We start from the raw sequence: 15,000 nt of genomic DNA on the forward strand, positions 1-15,000 counted from the left end.
GATACTCGGGGCGTGGACCTGCCGGAGACGACCTTCCTCGGCCACAGCACGCTGCGGCTGCGGATGGGCGGCCGCACCGTCCTGACCGACCCGGTCCTGACCGCCGCGATCGGGCCGCTGCGGCGCACCGCGCCCGCGGTCGACCCCGCCGGGCTCGCCGGCGTCGACCTGGTGCTGATCTCGCACCTGCACGCCGACCACCTGCACCTCGGGTCGCTGCGCCGGCTGCACCACGACACCGAGGTCGTCGTGCCGGCCGGGGCGGGGGACTGGGTGCGCCGCCGCGGGGTGCGGCGGGTGTCGGAGCTCGCCGTGGGCCAGACCCGGCGGTTCGGCGGGCTGCAGGTCACCGGCACCCCGGCCGACCACTCGGGGCATCGCTGGGGCCCGCGGCTCACCCACGGCCCGCAGGCGGACGCGATGGGCCACCTCCTCGAGGCCGACGGCCTGCGCGTCTACGCGGCCGGGGACACCGGGCTGTTCCCCGGGCTCGACGACGTCGCCGCGCAGGGGCCGATCGACCTGGCGGCGCTCCCGGTGTGGGGGTGGGGCCCGAGTCTCGGCCCCGGGCATCTCGACCCGCCGGGCGCGGCCGAGGCGGTCCGGCGGCTGGCGCCACGGGTCGCGCTGCCGGTGCACTGGGGAACGCTCGCCGTCACGGGGCTCTGTGCGGTGCCCGGGCGGATCGGCGGGCGGATGCGCGAGCTGCTGGTGCACCCGCCGCACGAGTTCGCCGACGCCGTCACGGCGGCCGGGCTGCCGACCCGGACGCTGGTCGTGCCACCCGGGGCGGCGGCGTGAGCGCGCTCGCCGCACTGCTGGCCGGCCCGCCCCCGCCGGTCGACGAGTGGTTCGAGGCCGAGCTGTCCGCGGACGCCGGCCGGGTCGCCTACCTCGTCGTCGGGGGCGGGGTGCTGGCCGGGTCGATCGTGCCGGTGGTGCCGACCGGGGCGATCGTCGGTGCCGCCGCCGCGACGGCGATGACCACCGACGTGCTGTCCCTGCCGCTGGTGCTGGTCCTGTCGTTCGCCGCGGCACTGGCCGGTGACCTCGTGACGTTCGCGCTCGCCCGGTGGGGGAGCGCGCCGGTGCTCGCGGCCGTCGCCGGGGGCCGGCTGGGCGGGGCCCGCGCCGGTGACCGGATCGCCCGGATGCGGGGCGCGTTCGCCGAGCGCGGCTGGTTGCTGGTGCTGGTGGGCCGGGTGGCCCCGGCCGGGCGGGTGCCGACCCTGCTCGCGGCCGCCGCGTCCGGGATGGCGTGGGCGAGGCTGGTCCCGGCGGTTGCCGGCGGGGCGGTGCTGTGGACGCTGCTCTACGGCGTCCTGGGCGTGCTCACCGGCAACCTCACCGACTCGCCGCTGGTGGCCGCGGCGATGGCGGTGGGGCTGGTCGCCGTCGTCGGCGCCGTGTCCGCCCTGGTCGGACGGCTGCGGGCCCGGCTCCGCGACCACCGCGCCGAGCCGGCCGGGACGCCCGCCGACCGGTGACCGCGTGCCTCAGTCACCGAAGGGGCTGAAGCCGAACGGCAGCGGGCTGCCCTGGCCGGAGCCCTCCGGCGCCGTCGTCGAGCCGTTCTGCGCGTTCGCCGCGGCCGTGTCCTGCACGCTGCCCAACGTCACCGGAACCTGCCGGGCACCCGCGCCGCTGCCGACGGTGAGCGTGACCTGCTGGCCGGGGGTGAAGTTGCCGACCCGGGCGATCAGGTCGGCGAAGCTCGACACCGGGTACTCGTTGACCTTGGTGACGACGTCGCCGGGCCGCAGGCCGGCGGACGCGGCCGGCGAGCCGGGCTGCACAGCGGCGATCTCCGCGCCGCCGGTGCCGGAGGTGGCGCCGGACGCGGCGATCGACCCCTGGACGCCCAGCTGCGGCTTGGTCGCGACGCCGTCGGACATCAGCTCCTGCGCGACCCGCTTGGCGGTGTCGACCGGGATGGCGAAACCGAGACCGATCGAGCCGCTGTTCTGCCCGGAGGTGGCGATCGCCGAGTTGATCCCGATGACCTGGCCGGCCAGGTTCACCAGCGGGCCGCCCGAGTTGCCCTGGTTGATCGGCGCGTCGGTCTGCAGCCCGTTGTAGACGACCGGGGCCTCGCCGTCGCCGCCCGCGGCCACGGTCCGGTTCAGCGCGCTGACGATCCCGGCGGTGACCGTGCCGGACAGGCCCTGCGGGGAGCCGGTCGCGACGACCTGCTCACCGACCTGGATGTCCGCGGACTGCCCGAGCGTGGCCGCCTTGAGCCCGGAGGCCCCCTCCAGCCGGATGACGGCGAGGTCGTAGCTGGGGGAGGTGCCGACGACGGTCGCGCGGTACTGGGTGCCGTCGGAGGTGGACACGGTGATCTGGCCGCCGCTGCCCGCACCGGACACGACGTGGTTGTTGGTGAGGACCTCGCCGTCGGCGGTCAGGATGACGCCGGAGCCCTCGGCGGTGCCCTGCGCGGTGCGGACCTGGATGTCCACGGTGCTCGGCGTGATCGCGGCCGCGGCCCCGGCGACCGTGCCGTCGGCCGGTTGGGCCGGGGTGCCCGGGTCGGCGGCGCTCGACAGGGTCGCCGCGGTCCCCGGCGTGGCGTCGCCGAGGACCGCGTAGGCGCCGCCGAACCCGACGCCGCCCCCGACCAGTCCCGCCGCGAGCGCGATCGCGACCAGCCCGGTCCGGCGCGGCGGCTTGCCGGGGGCCCCGGACTGCGTGGGGAACGGCGGGTACACCGAGGTCGGCGGGCTGCCGCCCCCGTGCGCCGGGATCGTCGGGTGGCTGCTGGACGCCCACGACGGCGGGGCGCCGGGGGACCGGTGCTCCTCGTGCAGCCGGTGGTCGGTGCCGGTCATGGCGGTCGCCTCCTGTGCGCTGCTGCCGCCGGCGCGCGCGGAACCGGCTCCCGCACGCCGGTCGGGCCGGGTGGGGTCCGGGCCGTCGCCGCCGGAGGAGGTCCGTCCGCCGGCCGGCTCGCCGGGACCCTGCCCGTACTCGGTCATGGTCGTACTGTGCGCCGTGACCCTGAGACGATCCTGTGACCGTGCTGGGAATCCCGCGGGCGTTCGGTGTGATCCCGCCCGCGCCGCCGTCAGCCGACCAGCTCGACGATCGTCGCGTTCGCGGTCCCGCCGCCTTCGCACATGGTCTGCAGTCCGTAGCGGATGCCCCGGTCGCGCATGTGGTGCACCAGCCGGGTCAGCAGGATCGTTCCGGACGCACCCAGCGGGTGCCCGACGGCGATCGCGCCGCCCAGCGGGTTGAGCCGGTCGTCGTCGGCGCCGAGCTCGGCCTGCCAGGCCAGCGGCACCGGCGCGAACGCCTCGTTCACCTCGAACGCGCCGATGTCGCCGATCGACAGCCCGGAGCGCTTGAGCACCTTCTGGGTGGCCGGGATCGGCCCGGTCAGCATCCGCAGCGGGTCCGCGCCGGAGACCGCGCCGGAGTGGTAACGCACGATCGGGGTCAGCCCGAGCTCGGCGGCCCGCTCCGGCGTGGTGACCAGGACCGCCGAGGCGCCGTCGGAGATCTGCGAGCTGTTCCCGGCGTGGATCACGCCGTCGGCGGAGAACGACGGCTTCAACGCGGCCAGCGTCTCCACGGTGGTCCCGCGGCGCAGGCCCTCGTCGGCGGTGAGGCCGGGTGCCTGCGGGACGGTGACGAGCTGGCCGTCGAAGGCGCCGGAGTCGATCGCGGCGGCCGCGAGGGCGTGGCTGCGGGCGGCGTACTCGTCGAGCCGGGTACGCGACAGGTTCCAGTCCCGGGCGATCCGCTCGGCGCCGACGCCCTGGTTGAAGTCGCCGTTCGGGAACTCGCCGGACTCCAGGTCGGTGCGGTACCGCTCGCGGACCAGCGGGCCGTACGGGCGTCCGAGGTCCCGGCCGGCACCGAGCGGCACCCGGGTCATGGACTCCACCCCGCCGGCGACGACGACGTCGTACTGCCCGGCCAGCACCATCCCGGCCGCGAAGTCGAACGCCGACTGGCTCGACCCGCAGGCCCGGTTGATCGTCACGCCCGGGACGGTCTCCGGCCAGCCCGCGGCGAGCAACGCGTACCGGCCGATCTGGGCGGCCTGGTCGCCGACCTGGTTGACGCAGCCCCACACCACGTCGTCGACGACACCGGGATCGATCCCGGTGCGGTCGGCCAGCGCGGTGAGCACGGCCGCGGACAGGTCGACCGGGTGGACCTCGGACAGCGACCCCTTCCGCTTCCCGATCGGTGTGCGGACGGCCTCGCAGACGACGGCCTCGGGCATGACGGGTCCTCCTCAGGTCTTCGCTGACACTCGTTGGCAACGCTAACTCCCGGACGTGCTGCCGGTGGCGAGACCACGGTCACAGATCCGCGCGCGGGGGTCGATCGGCTCTGGATCGATGAGGTAGCCTGCGGTCGTACGCGAAGGGGAGTAGCTCCCAACGCTGCGCTCGACATACTGGTCCGCCCACGAGGCCGGGCCCGGGTGCAGCGGCCTGTCCGCCACCAGGCGAGCGAGACCTTCGATCCGGCAGAGCCGGATCGAGGTCGCTCCTGCCCTTGATCCGGTGCGAGATCGAGGGATGGGCATGGACGGATTCCTGGTCGCGTTCGCGGTCAGCTTCGGCGTCGTCTTCCTGGCCGAGCTCGGGGACAAGTCCCAGCTCATGGCACTCACGTTCGCGACCCGCTACCGGGCGGTCCCGGTGCTGGTCGGCATCACCGTCGCCGCCGCGGTGACCCACCTGGTGTCGGTCGCCGTCGGCTACGGCCTCGGGTCGTCCTTGCCCACCGGCTGGATCACGCTGGTCGCCGCGGTCGCCTTCCTCGCCTTCGGTCTGTGGAGCCTGCGCGGCGAGGGCGGCCCGGACGGCGACGGCGCCGAGGACGGGCCCCGTGCCCGGGCCGGCGGCGGCTCGGCCGTCGCCACGGTCCTGGTCGCGTTCTTCCTCGCCGAGCTCGGTGACAAGACGATGCTCGCCACGATCGCCCTGGCCGCCCGGTACGACTGGGTCGGAGTCTGGCTCGGCTCCACGGCCGGGATGGTCGCCGTCGGCGGGCTCGCGATCGTCGTCGGCCGCACGCTGGGCCGCCGCCTGCCCGAGCGGATCATCGGCATCGGCAGCGCCGTGCTGTTCCTGGGCTTCGGCAGCTGGATGCTGGTCGAGGCGGTCCCGCAGGTGTGGGGGCCGGACGCCTGGTCGGTCGCCCTCGGGCACCCGGTCACCGGCTGGGTCGCGGCCGCACTGGCGCTCGGCGGTCTCGGCGCCGGGGCCGGGCTGTGGGCGCGCCGGCGCGCGCGCCGCGCCCGCGGTGCCGAGCGCACCCGGGTCGGCTGACCCGCTCCCTCCGCGCCCTGCGACTGCGACCCGCGCTCCGGTCCGGCTCAGGCCGGCGCCGGCTGCGGCTCGCGGGCGGCGAGCTCGGCCTCCTTCTCCCGGATGATCGGCAGCACGCGGGAGCCGAAGTACTCGACCTCCTCCTGGAAGTGCAGGAAGCCGAGCAGCAGCAGGTTGGCGCCGCGGCGCTTGTACTCGATCGCCCGGTCGGCGATCTGCTCGGGCGTGCCGATCAGCTGGGTGCGGAAGCCGTCGTTGTACTGGACCAGGTCCTCGAACGACGAGTCCGCCCACATGCCGCGCCGGTCGCCGGTGGCGTTCCCGGCCTGCTGGACGGCGTCGCGGAACCCCTCGACGGCGGGCCGGTTCGCCTTGGCGATGATCTCGCGCAGGGTGTCCCTGGCCTCCTTCTCGCCGTCACGAGCGATCATGAAGCCGTTCAGGCCGAACCGGACGGGCTGCAGGCGCTGCGCGGTCCTGGCGTGGCCGAGGACCTCCTCGACCTGCTCGGTGAACCCGTCGTAGTCCTTGCCGTTGGAGAAGTACCAGTCGGAGACGGTGCCGCCGTTGCGGCGGGCGGCCGTGGAGTTGCCGCCCTGGAAGATCTCCGGGTGCGGCCGGCCGGGCAGGTCGAGCGGCTTCGGCTTCAGGTCGAACCCGTGCACCCGGTAGAAGTCGCCGGAGAACTCGGCGCCGCCCTCGCCCGCGGTCCAGATCTCGCGGAGCACCCGGATGAACTCGCTGGTGCGGCGGTAGCGCTCGTCGTGCTCGAGCCACGGCTCGCCCATCGCGGTGAACTCGTTCTTCAGCCAGCCGGACACCACGTTGAGCGCGATCCGGCCGCCGGTGAGGTGGTCGGCGGTGGCGATCCACTTCGACAGCACGGCCGGCTGCCACAGGCCCGGGTGCACGGCCGCGATCAGCTTCAGCCTCGTGGTCGCCAGTGCCAGCGCGAGCGAGAAGCTGGTGGCCTCGTGCTGGTGGTCGGCGCCGTAGCTGGCCTGGTAGCGGATCTGGGAGAGGGCGTACTCGAAGCCGTTGTCCTCGGCGGTCCGGGCCAGCCGGACGTTGTAGTCGTAGCCCCAGTCGGTGCGCTGCTCGATGGTGCTGGTGACCAGGCCGCCGGAGACGTTCGGGACCCAGTAGGCGAACTTGAGGGGCTCGCCGATCTGCGTGTTCGGTGTGATGTCGAGGTTGTCGGACACGGGTGATCTCCTGGTGGTCGCCCGCCGGGAACGGCGGGGCGGGCGCGCGACAGGGCGGCGCCCGGGAGGAAAAGGACGAATCGGGCCAGGGGTCGCGGGTCAGCGACAGGCCTGGCTCGTGACGACCAGGTGATCCACGTGACGGCGGCGCGTCAGCAGCGGGGCGACCACGACCCCACCGAACCGGGGCGGTCGCGGTGCTGTCAACCGCCCGCGGGCGACGTCACCGGTTCCTCCAGCGCGACCCCGAGATCGACGACCGCGCCAGGAATCAATCTTTGTTCACTATGCCGGGTCGACGCCGAGGCAGCCGTGCGCGATGTCGGTCAGCAGCGCCTCGAGCCGTTCCGGGGCGAGCCCGCTGCGGAAGAACAGCGTCGACTGGATCGCCCCGACGCAGGCGTGCACGAGCACGCGCAGCTCGCCGTCGGCGAGGTCGGGGCGCAGCGGGGCGAGGGCGTGCACCCAGTCCTCGACGTGGTGGCGCTGGCGGCGGCGCAGCACGCGGCGCTCCTCCTCGGGCAGGGTGTGCACCTCGCGGTGGTAGACCGCGAGCTCGGCGCCGTGCTCGACGGCGACCGTGATGTGGTCCTTGACCAGCATGGACAGCGTTTCGCGGTCCGAGGTCGCCGCGGCGAGCGCCGCGGCCGCCCCGGTCTCCAGGCGGGTCATCCCGCGGTCGAGCAGCGCGACCAGGATCGCCTCCTTGGAGGCGAAGTGCCGGTAGATCCCGGAGCCGACGATGCCTGCCTCGGCGCCGATCTCGGCCATCCCCACGGCGTGGAAGCCGCGGTTCGCGATCAGCCGGGCGGCCGCGGCGAGGATGCGCTCCGCGCGGTCGGGGTCGCGGCGCCGCGGTGTCGCGGCGGTCGTGGGCGAGGATCCGGCCGGCATCTGGTCAGCATGGCAGGAACGCGGTACCGTCCGCCACAAGTGAACGATAAATCACTGGGAGGTCGGCGTGGACTTCAGCGAGACCGACGAGGAACGCGACCTCCGGTCGGCGGTGGCGGCGATCGCGGGATCCTTCGGGAGCGACTACTACCTGCGCTGCGCCCACGAGGGCCGGCACACCCAGGAGCTGTGGACGGCGATGGGGAAGGCCGGGTTCCTCGGTGTCAACATCCCCGAGGCCTACGGCGGGGGCGGCGGGGGGCTGGTCGAGCTGTCGGTGGTCTGCGAGGAGGCGGCGGCGCAGGGCACCCCGCTGCTGCTGGTCCTCGTCTCCGCGGCGATCTCCGCCGAGGTGATCGGCGACTTCGGCTCCGACGCGCTGCGCGAGCGCTGGCTGCCGGGGCTCGCCGACGGATCCACCAAGGTCGTCTTCGCGATCACCGAGCCGGATGCCGGGTCGAACACGCACCGGATGGCGACGCACGCCGTCCGGGACGGCGACGAGTGGGTTCTGAACGGCACCAAGCACTACATCTCGGGCACCGACGACGCGGAGGCCGTCCTCGTCGTCGCGCGTACCGGGCGCACCCCGGACGGGCGCGCGCAGCTGAGCCTGTTCGTCGTGCCGGTCGACGCGCCGGGCCTGGTCCGCACCCCGCTCCCGGTCGACCTGATCGCGCCGGACAAGCAGCACGTCCTGCACTTCGACGACGTCCGCGTCCCGGCCGGCAACCTGGTCGGCGCCGAGGGCGACGGCTTCCGGCAGATCTTCCGGGGGCTCAACCCGGAGCGGATCACCGGCGCCGCGCTCGGTGTCGGCATCGCCCGGTTCGTGCTGGGCAGGGCGGCGGAGTACGCCCGCACCCGGCAGGTGTGGGACGTCCCGATCGGCGCCCACCAGGGCGTCTCGCACCCGCTGGCGAAGGCCCGGATCGAGACCGAGCTCGCCGCGCTGATGACCCGGAAGGCGGCCTGGTTGCACGACCGGGGCCTGCCGGCCGGCGAGGAGTCCAACATGGCCAAGTACGCCGCGGCGGAGGCCGCGATGCACGCCCTGGACGCGGCCATGCAGACCCACGGCGGCAACGGGTTGGCCAGCGAGTACGGGTTCGTGCCCTACTGGGGGATGGCGCGGCTGTTGCAGGTGGCGCCGGTGAACCGGGAGATGATCCTCAACCACGTCGCCCAGCACGGCCTGGGCCTGCCTCGATCGTACTGAGGGAGCCGACATGGAAACCGCAACGGAGCGGAACCTGATCCAGCGGGTCAACGTCGCCGACTCGCTGACCCGGAGCGCGGCGGCCCGGCCGGCGCAGCTCGCCGTCGTCGACGGGGACCGGAGCTGGACCTACCCCGAGCTGGACGCCTGGGTCGACCGGCTCGCCCGCGGGCTGGTCGACCGCGGCTACGCCCGCGGGGACGCGCTGGCGGTCGCCTCCGGCAACAGCGCCGAGTTCCTGGCCGTCTACTACGCCTGCGCGCGCACCGGCCTGGTGTGCGTCCCGATCAACCTCGGCTGGAAGCCGGGCGAGGTCGCCTACGTGCTCGGCCACTCCCGGGCCCGCGGGATCGTCGTCGAGACCCAGCTCGTGGACGGGCTCGCCGAGGCGCTGGAGAAGGTGTCCGGGGTGACCGACGTGATCGTCGCGCCCGGGACCGGGGCGCCGCACACCAGGGAGCCGGCGGACCGGTCGTGGTCGACGCTGGACGAGCTGGCGGGCGCGGACGGCCCGGTCGAGGTGGTCGTGGAGGACCGCGACCCGCTGAGCTACCTCTACACCTCGGGGACGACGTCGTTCCCGAAGGGCGTGGCCGCCTCCCACCTGGCGATCACCATGGAGTCGTTCTCGACCGCGCTCGACTCGGGGTGGCACGCCGGGGACCGGTTCCTCGCGATGATGCCGATGTTCCACACCGCCCAGCTCAACGCGTTCTGCACGCCCGCGGTGCTGGTCGGCGCGACCATCCACGTGTCGCGCGGCTTCGAACCGGAGTCGTTCCTGGACACGATCGAACGCGAGCGGATCACCCAGGTGTTCGGGCTGCCGATGATGTACCGGGCCGCCCTGGAGCACGACTCGTTCACCTCCCGCGACCTGTCCTCGCTGCGGCGGGCGGTCTACGCGATGGCGCCGATGCCCGAGCCGCTGGTCCGGGCCTGCATGGACGGTTACGGCTGCGAGTTCGCGCTGCTGTTCGGCCAGACCGAGATGAGCCCGTGCACCACGCTGTTCCGGCCCGAGCACCAACTGACCCACGTCGGCGCGGTCGGCACCCCGATCACCGGCGTCCAGGTGGCGATCATGGGACCGGACGGCGAGCTGCTCGGCCCCGGCGAGCAGGGCGAGATCGTCTACCGCGGCCCGTCGACCATGAACGGTTACCTCGACGACCCCGGGGCCACCGACGAGGCGTTCCGGCACGGCTGGTTCCACTCCGGCGACGTCGGCTCCTTCGGCGAGGACGGGATGCTGTGGTTCGCCGACCGCTACAAGGACGTCATCAAGACCGGCGGCGAGAACGTGGCGTCGCTGGAGGTCGAACGTGCCGTCTACGCCGCCGACCCCGGGATCGCGGAGGCGGTCGTCGTCGGGCTGCCGCACGAGCGGTGGAGCGAGGCGATCACGGCCGTCGTCGTCCCGAAGCCGGGGGCCACGGTCGACCCGGACGCCCTGGTGGAGGCGCTGAAGCAGCGGCTCGACGGCTACAAGGTCCCGAAGGCGGTGATCGTCGCGGAGGCGCTGCCGAAGACGTCCACCGGCAAGATCCAGAAGAACGTCGTGCGGGACGAGCACGCCGGTCACTTCGGTGGTGCCCGATGAACATCGCGACCCTGCTGCGCCGCGCCGCGGCCGACCACCCGTCGTCGGTGGCGGTGGCCCTCGACGGTGCCGAGACCAGCTACACGGCCCTCGCCGACCGGGCCGCCCGGTTCGCCGGGTACCTGCGCCGGCGCGGGATCGCCCCCGGCGACCGGGTCGGGTTCCTGCTGCCGAACCACCCGGACCACCTCACCGGGCTGCTCGGGACCTGGCAGGCCGGGGCGGTCGCGGTGCCGCTCAACGTGCTCTTCCCGGACGCGGCGCTGCGCCACGCCGTCGCCGACTCGGGCCTGCGGCTGGTGGTGCTGCCCGCGGCCGAGGCCGAGCGGGTGCGCGGGCTCGCCCCCGACGGCGTCGAGCTGCTCACCCTCGGCGCCGGGTTCGACGCCGCCGTCGCCGGGGAGCCCGCCGCCGGCGTCGTCCCGCGCCTGGACGGCGACGACGCGCTGCTCATGTACACCTCGGGCTCGACCGGCGTGCCCAAGGGGGTCCGGCAGACCCACCGCAACACCTGGGCGCAGGTCGAGGGTGTGATCGACCTGTACGGGATCACCGCCGACGACCACGTCCTCAACTGCCTGCCGCTGTTCCACGTCGGCGGGCTGCAGCTGGCGAGCCTGCCGGTGCTGGCCCGCGGCGGGCGGATCACGTTCATGCCGCGCTGGGACGCCCTGGAGTGGCTGGACCTGGCGCAGCGGCTGCGGCCCACCTACGGCGGCCTGATCTCCACGATGATGATCGACGTCGGGAACCGGACGGTGGAGAACCCGGTGGTACTGGACTCGTTCCGGATCTGCATGTTCGGCGGGTCGCGCACCCCGACCGCTGCCGTGGAACGGCTCGCCGCCGGCACCGGGATCCCCGGCACCGAGATCTACGGCCAGACCGAGCAGAGCGGGCTCGCCGTGTCCTACGCCCCCGGCGAGGAGCGCAGGCCCGGGTCGATGGGCCGGCCGCTGGAGCAGATCGTGGCGACCCGGCTGGTCTCCCCGTCCACCGGTGCCGACGTGACCGGGCCCGGCGAGGTGGGGGAGCTGTGGGTGCGCGGCGACGCCGTCACCCCCGGCTACTGGAACCTGCCCGAGCTGACCGCCGAGCGGTTCACCGACGGCTGGCTGCGCACCGGCGACCTGATGTCGGCCGACGACGACGGCTACCTGTACTACACCGACCGGATCGACGACATGATCGTCTCGGGTGGGGAGAACGTGTTCCCGCAGATGGTCGAGGAGCACCTGGCCGGGCACCCGGACCTGGCCGAGGTCGCCGTGATCGGGACCGCCCACGAGCGCTGGGTGGAGCAGGTGACCGCGGTCGTCGTGCCGAACCGTCCCGGGGTGACCGCCGACGACGTCGCGGCCTGGTGCGCCACCCACCCGGACCTGCGCGGCATCGCCCGGCCGCGCCGGATCGAGATCGTCGACGCGCTGCCCCGCACCGGCAGCGGGAAGCTCGACCGGCCCACGCTGCGCTCCCGGTTCCCGTGACCCGCGCCGGACAGCACGGTGCCCCGCGGCCGGATCGCAGCCGCGGGGCACGGTGCCGATGTGCCGGGACGGGTCAGACCTTCTCCGGCTCCTTCTGGCGCTGCCCGCGGACCGCACGCAGCACGATCGGCGCGACGAACAGGATCGCGATCAGCACGTAGACGATGATCGCCAGCGGCGTGGAGAACAGCGTCGTCGGATCACCGTCGGAGATCTGCAGCGAGCGGCGCAGCTGCAGCTCGGCGTCCGGGCCGAGGATCACGCCGATGATCGCCGGCAGCACCGGCAGGCCGAACCGGCGCATCAGGAACCCGATCGCGCCGATCGCCAGCAGCACCAGCAGGTCCACCGGCTGCCCCGACACCGCGTAGGCGCCGACGCAGGCGAAGAACAGGATGCCCGCGTACAGGTGCGGCCGCGGGATCCGCAGCAGCTTCGCCCAGGCCGGGGCCAGCGGCAGGTTCAGCGCCAGCAGCAGCACCAGGCCGATGAACAGGCTCGCGATCAGGGTCCAGACCAGGTCCGACTCGCGCTCGAACAGCAGCGGCCCCGGCTGGATCCCGAACTGCTGGAACGCCGCCAGCATCACGGCGGCGATCGCCGTGGTCGGCAGGCCCAGGGTCAGCATCGTCGCGAGGGTGCCCGCGGACGACGCGCTGGCCGCCGACTCCGGCCCGGCGAGGCCCTCGACGGCGCCCTTGCCGAACTCGTCGCGGTGCTTCGAGAGCCGGCGCTCGGTCACGTAGGCCATGAACGTCGAGATCTCCGCGCCGCCGGCCGGGATCGAGCCGAACCCGAAGCCGATGAACGGCCCGCGCAGCCACGGTTTCCAGGACCGCCGGAGCTCGCTGCGGCCCAGCCACGGGCGGCCGACCGGGATGACCTCCTGCGTGCCGCGGCGCAGGTGCGCGGCCACCCAGAGCGCCTCGCCGACGGCGAACAGCCCGACCGCCACGATGACGACGTCGATGCCGTCGGCCAGCTGCGGCACCCCGAACGTCAGCCGGGGCTGGCCGCCGATCGGGTCCAGCCCGACCAGGCCGATCGTCAGGCCCAGCGCGAGTGCGGCGAACCCGCGGACCCGCGACGCGCCGAGCACGCCGCTGACCGCCACGAACGCCAGTACCATGATCGCGAAGTAGTCGGGAGCGCCGATGTCGACGGCCACCGAGGCGATCAGCGGTGCGATCACCACGAGGCCGGTGACACCGATGATGCCGCCGATGAAGTGACCGATCGCCGCGATGGCGAGCGCTTGCGCGCCCCGCCCGGACTTGGCCATCGGGTTGCCCTCGACCGCCGCCATCACCGACGCCGACTCGCCGGGGGTGTTGAGCAGGATCGACGTCGTCGAGCCGCCGAACATCGCCCCGAAGTAGATCCCGGCGAACATGATGAACGCGCCGGTCGGTTCGAAGGCGTAGGTCACCGGCAGCAGCAGCGCCACCGCCATTGCCGGGCCGATGCCCGGCAGGACGCCGATCGCGGTGCCGAGCAGCACCCCGACCGCGGCGAAGAACAGGTTGCCCGGGGTCAGCGCGTTCGCGAACCCGTTCATCAGCAGGTCGAACGTGCCCATCAGCCGAACACCCCCATCAGCGGGCCGCCCGGCAGGTCGACGCCGAGCAGGGCGTCGAACAGGACCCAGGTCAGCAACGAGACCCCGCCGGCGATGGCGAGGTCGCGGGCCACGGCCCGCGAGCCGAGCGCGAAGGTGGCGCCGGCGAACAGCACGGTGCCGGCGATCGGCCAGCCGAGCAGCGGGATCAGCGCCGCCGTGGCGATCAGCACCCCGGCGAGCATCCCGACCGTGCGGAAGTCCATCGGCGTGCTGAGGTCGATGTCCTCGCCGGCCTCCGCCTCGCCGTGGCCGCCGCGCAGGATGTCGACGGTCAGCAGCGCCGAGAGCAGCAGCAGCGCCGCGCCGAGCACGAACGCCACCGTGCGGGGCCCCAGCGGGTCCGAGTCGGTGCCGCCGCTGCCCGCGGTGACGGTGTCGACCAGCACGAGCACACCGACCACGGCGAGCAGGGCGGACACCCCGAGCTCGGAGTGGTCGCGCAGCCACGATCGGATGCCGCCGGTGGGGGTACCGGCCCGGCCGGTCCCGGTGTCGTCGGTGAGTGTCATGTCAGCCCCAGCTGGTCAGCACCCGCTCGACGCGGGCGTCCTCCTCGGCGAGGAACCTCTGGAACTCGCCGCCGGGCAGGTAGGCGTCCTGCCAGCCGTTGGTCTCCAGCACCTCGCGCCACTCCGGTGTGCCGCGCATCTCGGCGTAGACCCGCTCGAGGTCCGCCCGGGCCTCCGGGGTCAGCCCCGGCGGCGCGACGACGCCGCGCCAGTTGGTGAACTCGACGTCGATCCCCGCCTCGCGCAGGGTCGGCGCGTCCACACCCGGGACCCGCTCGCCCGCGGTCACCGCGAGCACCCGCAGGTCACCGGACTCGACCTGGTCGGCGAACTCGCCGAGCCCGGACACGCCGAACGCGACCTTCCCGCCGAGCACCGACGCCAGGAGCTCGCCGCCGCCGTCGTAGGCGACGTAGTTGACCGCCTTCGGGTCCAGCCCGGCACCCTCGGCCATCAGCATCGGGGCCAGGTGGTCCGGCCCGCCCGGGGAGGACCCGCCGCCGACCGGCGTGCCGCCCGGGTTCGCCTTCCAGTCCCGCAGCAGCGAGGCCAGGTCCTTGTACGGCGAGTCCGCCGGCACGACGACGATCTCGGTCTCCTCGGTGAGCCGGGCGATCGGCGTTGTGTCGGCGAGGGTGGAGGGCGAGTCGTTGGAGTAGACGCTGCCGACGAGGCCGAGGCCCATGCTCATCACCAGGCGGTCGTTGCCGGCCTCGTTGACGGTGCGGCCGAGCCCGACCGTGCCGCCGGCTCCGGGCAGGTTGAAGACCTCGACGGGGCCGGTGATGCCGGCGTCCTCCATGGCCTTGGCGGCGCTGCGCGCGGTCACGTCGTACCCGCCGCCGGGTGCGTTCGGGACGAGCATGCGCAGGCCGCGCATCTGGGTGCCGTCACCGCCGCCGGTCACCGCACCGACCGCGGGCGGTACCAGGAGGAGGGCGGCGAGCACGGCGAGTGCCGTGCCGATCAGCGCGCCGGATCGGCGCCGGGTGGGCGGCGGGTCGCCCGGCGGCTGCCGGCTGCCCGTCGTCGTCGACTGGGTCATGGGGGTCCGATCTCACCGTTGCGAAGGGAACGCGAGAAGTGTGCCGACGCCGGTGCCCGGTGTCTCCGATACGACCACAACGGACGTTGTGGTCGTTGTGGTCACCGCGCGGCCACCGGCGTC

At 74.0% G+C, this 15,000-nt stretch carries 13 protein-coding genes; 6 read left to right on the top strand and 7 right to left on the bottom strand.

Annotated features, from left to right (window positions below; genetic code table 11):
* Nucleotides 1–12 precede the first annotated feature (12 nt).
* Complete coding sequence (locus H7X46_RS05840) at nt 13–801, top strand: MBL fold metallo-hydrolase (RefSeq protein ID WP_370588626.1); 789 nt, start codon at nt 13–15, stop codon at nt 799–801.
* A complete protein-coding gene (locus tag H7X46_RS05845) occupies nt 798–1,487 on the top strand; it encodes a VTT domain-containing protein (protein ID WP_370588627.1) in 690 nt (229 codons plus the stop codon). The genes H7X46_RS05840 and H7X46_RS05845 overlap by 4 nt, the downstream gene beginning before the upstream one ends.
* Nucleotides 1,488–1,496: 9 nt before the next feature.
* Here the strand turns inward: H7X46_RS05845 and H7X46_RS05850 are convergent, their stop codons facing one another.
* Both H7X46_RS05850 and H7X46_RS05855 read right to left on the bottom strand, forming a co-directional pair.
* On the bottom strand, nt 1,497–2,978 hold the full coding sequence (locus tag H7X46_RS05850; protein ID WP_186358433.1) for a S1C family serine protease: 1,482 nt from the start codon (nt 2,976–2,978) through the stop codon (nt 1,497–1,499).
* Between the two features lie 89 nt (nt 2,979–3,067).
* Nucleotides 3,068–4,237 carry a thiolase family protein gene (locus tag H7X46_RS05855; RefSeq protein ID WP_186358434.1) on the bottom strand — a complete coding sequence of 390 codons (1,170 nt, stop codon included), beginning with the start codon at nt 4,235–4,237 and terminating at the stop codon, nt 3,068–3,070.
* Nucleotides 4,238–4,544: 307 nt separating this feature from the next.
* On the opposite strand from H7X46_RS05855, the gene H7X46_RS05860 reads away from it, so the two are divergent.
* Nucleotides 4,545–5,294, top strand: a complete 750-nt coding sequence (locus tag H7X46_RS05860; protein ID WP_186358435.1) for a TMEM165/GDT1 family protein — start codon at nt 4,545–4,547, stop codon at nt 5,292–5,294.
* A gap of 47 nt (nt 5,295–5,341) precedes the next feature.
* Here the strand turns inward: H7X46_RS05860 and sfnG are convergent, their stop codons facing one another.
* On the bottom strand, nt 5,342–6,463 hold the full coding sequence (sfnG, locus tag H7X46_RS05865) for a dimethylsulfone monooxygenase SfnG (RefSeq protein WP_370589051.1): 1,122 nt from the start codon (nt 6,461–6,463) through the stop codon (nt 5,342–5,344).
* A gap of 321 nt (nt 6,464–6,784) precedes the next feature.
* The gene (locus H7X46_RS05870) at nt 6,785–7,393 is read right to left on the bottom strand and encodes a TetR/AcrR family transcriptional regulator (RefSeq protein ID WP_186358436.1); all 609 of its coding nucleotides are present in this window, start codon (nt 7,391–7,393) and stop codon (nt 6,785–6,787) included.
* A 67-nt stretch (nt 7,394–7,460) separates the two neighbouring features.
* Here H7X46_RS05870 and H7X46_RS05875 point away from each other — a divergent pair, with 67 nt between their 5' ends.
* The 3 genes from H7X46_RS05875 to H7X46_RS05885 are packed head-to-tail and all read left to right on the top strand — an operon-like array spanning nt 7,461 to nt 11,702.
* Complete coding sequence (locus tag H7X46_RS05875; protein WP_186358437.1) at nt 7,461–8,612, top strand: acyl-CoA dehydrogenase family protein; 1,152 nt, start codon at nt 7,461–7,463, stop codon at nt 8,610–8,612.
* A 10-nt stretch (nt 8,613–8,622) separates the two neighbouring features.
* Entirely contained in the window at nt 8,623–10,215 is a 1,593-nt protein-coding gene (locus tag H7X46_RS05880; RefSeq protein ID WP_186358438.1) for an AMP-binding protein, read from the top strand.
* On the top strand, nt 10,212–11,702 hold the full coding sequence (locus H7X46_RS05885; RefSeq protein ID WP_186358439.1) for a class I adenylate-forming enzyme family protein: 1,491 nt from the start codon (nt 10,212–10,214) through the stop codon (nt 11,700–11,702). The genes H7X46_RS05880 and H7X46_RS05885 overlap by 4 nt, the downstream gene beginning before the upstream one ends.
* Nucleotides 11,703–11,775: 73 nt before the next feature.
* Here H7X46_RS05885 and H7X46_RS05890 read toward each other — a convergent pair whose 3' ends face one another.
* From H7X46_RS05890 to H7X46_RS05900, 3 genes are read right to left on the bottom strand one after another with little or no spacing between them, the layout of a single operon-like run.
* A complete protein-coding gene (locus tag H7X46_RS05890; protein WP_186358440.1) occupies nt 11,776–13,281 on the bottom strand; it encodes a tripartite tricarboxylate transporter permease in 1,506 nt (501 codons plus the stop codon).
* A complete protein-coding gene (locus H7X46_RS05895; protein ID WP_186358441.1) occupies nt 13,281–13,832 on the bottom strand; it encodes a tripartite tricarboxylate transporter TctB family protein in 552 nt (183 codons plus the stop codon). Before H7X46_RS05895 ends, H7X46_RS05890 begins: the two co-directional genes overlap by 1 nt.
* A 1-nt stretch (nt 13,833) precedes the next feature.
* Entirely contained in the window at nt 13,834–14,877 is a 1,044-nt protein-coding gene (locus H7X46_RS05900) for a tripartite tricarboxylate transporter substrate binding protein (RefSeq protein ID WP_186358442.1), read from the bottom strand.
* Nucleotides 14,878–15,000 lie beyond the last annotated feature (123 nt).

It is taken from the genome of Pseudonocardia sp. C8 (genome assembly GCF_014267175.1).
In the GTDB taxonomy this organism is placed as follows: Bacteria; Actinomycetota; Actinomycetes; order Mycobacteriales; family Pseudonocardiaceae; genus Pseudonocardia.

What these genes read in the sequence shown, in the direction of transcription:
- H7X46_RS05850 (WP_186358433.1), bottom strand. Translation starts at nt 2,978, where the DNA reads ATGACCGAGTACGGGCAGGGTCCCGGCGAGCCGGCCGGCGGACGGACC.
- H7X46_RS05855 (WP_186358434.1), bottom strand. Translation starts at nt 4,237, where the DNA reads ATGCCCGAGGCCGTCGTCTGCGAGGCCGTCCGCACACCGATCGGGAAG.
- H7X46_RS05860 (WP_186358435.1), top strand. Translation starts at nt 4,545, where the DNA reads ATGGACGGATTCCTGGTCGCGTTCGCGGTCAGCTTCGGCGTCGTCTTC.
- H7X46_RS05870 (WP_186358436.1), bottom strand. Translation starts at nt 7,393, where the DNA reads ATGCCGGCCGGATCCTCGCCCACGACCGCCGCGACACCGCGGCGCCGC.
- H7X46_RS05880 (WP_186358438.1), top strand. Translation starts at nt 8,623, where the DNA reads ATGGAAACCGCAACGGAGCGGAACCTGATCCAGCGGGTCAACGTCGCC.
- H7X46_RS05885 (WP_186358439.1), top strand. Translation starts at nt 10,212, where the DNA reads ATGAACATCGCGACCCTGCTGCGCCGCGCCGCGGCCGACCACCCGTCG.
- H7X46_RS05890 (WP_186358440.1), bottom strand. Translation starts at nt 13,281, where the DNA reads ATGGGCACGTTCGACCTGCTGATGAACGGGTTCGCGAACGCGCTGACC.
- H7X46_RS05895 (WP_186358441.1), bottom strand. Translation starts at nt 13,832, where the DNA reads ATGACACTCACCGACGACACCGGGACCGGCCGGGCCGGTACCCCCACC.
- H7X46_RS05900 (WP_186358442.1), bottom strand. Translation starts at nt 14,877, where the DNA reads ATGACCCAGTCGACGACGACGGGCAGCCGGCAGCCGCCGGGCGACCCG.